The organism is Mesorhizobium sp. M7A.F.Ca.ET.027.02.1.1 (assembly GCF_004022985.1).
Taxonomy (GTDB): Bacteria; Pseudomonadota; Alphaproteobacteria; order Rhizobiales; family Rhizobiaceae; genus Mesorhizobium.
In genome coordinates, this window is sequence record NZ_RZOL01000753.1 from 1 (window position 1) to 1,318 (window position 1,318).

The 1,318-nt window shown below is 62.1% G+C and carries 2 protein-coding genes; one reads left to right on the forward strand and one right to left on the reverse strand.

Annotation, left to right across the window (positions count from 1 at the left end; all coding sequences use genetic code 11):
• On the forward strand, nt 1–731 hold a 731-nt coding region (locus tag EN749_RS35875), incomplete at its 5' end, for an MOFRL family protein (RefSeq protein ID WP_128364952.1).
• A gap of 63 nt (nt 732–794) precedes the next feature.
• Here the strand turns inward: EN749_RS35875 and EN749_RS35880 are convergent.
• Nucleotides 795–1,318, reverse strand: a 524-nt coding sequence (locus EN749_RS35880; protein ID WP_145991183.1) for a UdgX family uracil-DNA binding protein, incomplete at its 5' end; no start/stop codon positions are given.

The window sequence follows — 1,318 nt, forward strand, 5'->3', positions numbered from 1 at the left end:
TGGTATCGCTGATCGTCTCCGATATTCCCGGCGACAATCCGGCAATGGTCGCCTCCGGCCCAACCGTACCCGATACAGGCATCCGCGCCGACGCGCTGGCCTCGATATCGGCCTATGGCATGAAACTGCCGGCCTCGGTGATGGCGCATATCAATTCGCCGGCCGCCGATGCGCCAAGCCCGGACGACGAGCGTTTTTCGCGCAACGAGGTGCATCTGATCGCTTCGGCCGGGGTATCGCTGGAAGCCGCCGCTGCGGAAGCGAAACGGCAGGGTGTCGAGGCCGTTATCCTCTCCGATGCCATCGAGGGCGAAGCGCGCGAGGTGGGCGGCGTCCATGCCGCGATCGCGCGCGAAGTGGCGACGCGCAACCGACCATTTTCGAAGCCGGTGTTGGTCCTGTCGGGCGGCGAGACAACCGTCACGCTACGGGCAAAAGGCAAGGGCGGCCGCAATTCGGAATTCCTGCTCGCCTTTGCTATCGGCATCAACGGCGTCGAAGGCATCCACGCATTGGCCGCCGACACCGATGGCATCGACGGTTCGGAAGACAATGCCGGCGCCTTCGCCGATGGCTCGACCGTGTCGCGCATGCGCTCGGCCGGTGTCGATGCCAAGGCCATGCTTGCCGGCAACAATGCCTGGACGGCCTTCAACGCGGTTGGCGATCTCTTCGTACCCGGCCCGACCGGTACGAATGTCAACGATCTCAGGGCAATTCTGATCAGGTAGCTGAAGCAATTCCAGGAAAAGTGTGAAGCGGTTTTCCGTCCGGAATTGCGCAAAGCAGACTAATCAGGCGGCCATCAGCCGCTTCACCAGCTTCATATCCTGCAGGAACCGTTCGCGTTCAGCCTCCTTGTCCGCGGACTCGCGGATGCGCAGAATGAAGGAGGGATGGATGGTGATGAACACGCGCAATCCGTCCTCGCGCTCGATCACTTGTCCGCGCATCTTTGTCACCGGGATCGCCTTGCCGAGCAGCGACATCGCCGCCGTCGCGCCGAGTGCCACGGCGAGGTTCGGCTTGATCAGCTCGAATTCTTGGTCGATCCACCAGCGGCAGGCCTGAATCTCACCGGAATTCGGCTTGGAGTGGATGCGGCGCTTGCCGCGCGGCTCGAACTTGAAGTGCTTGACTGCGTTGGTGACATAGACCTTTTGCCGATCGACACCGGCATCATCCAGGATCGCATCGAACACCTTGCCGGCCGGACCAACGAAAGGTTTGCCGGCGAGATCCTCCTGATCCCCCGGTTGTTCGCCGACGAAGATCACCTTGGCATTGTCGGGACCTTCACCGAAGACAGTCTGCGTCG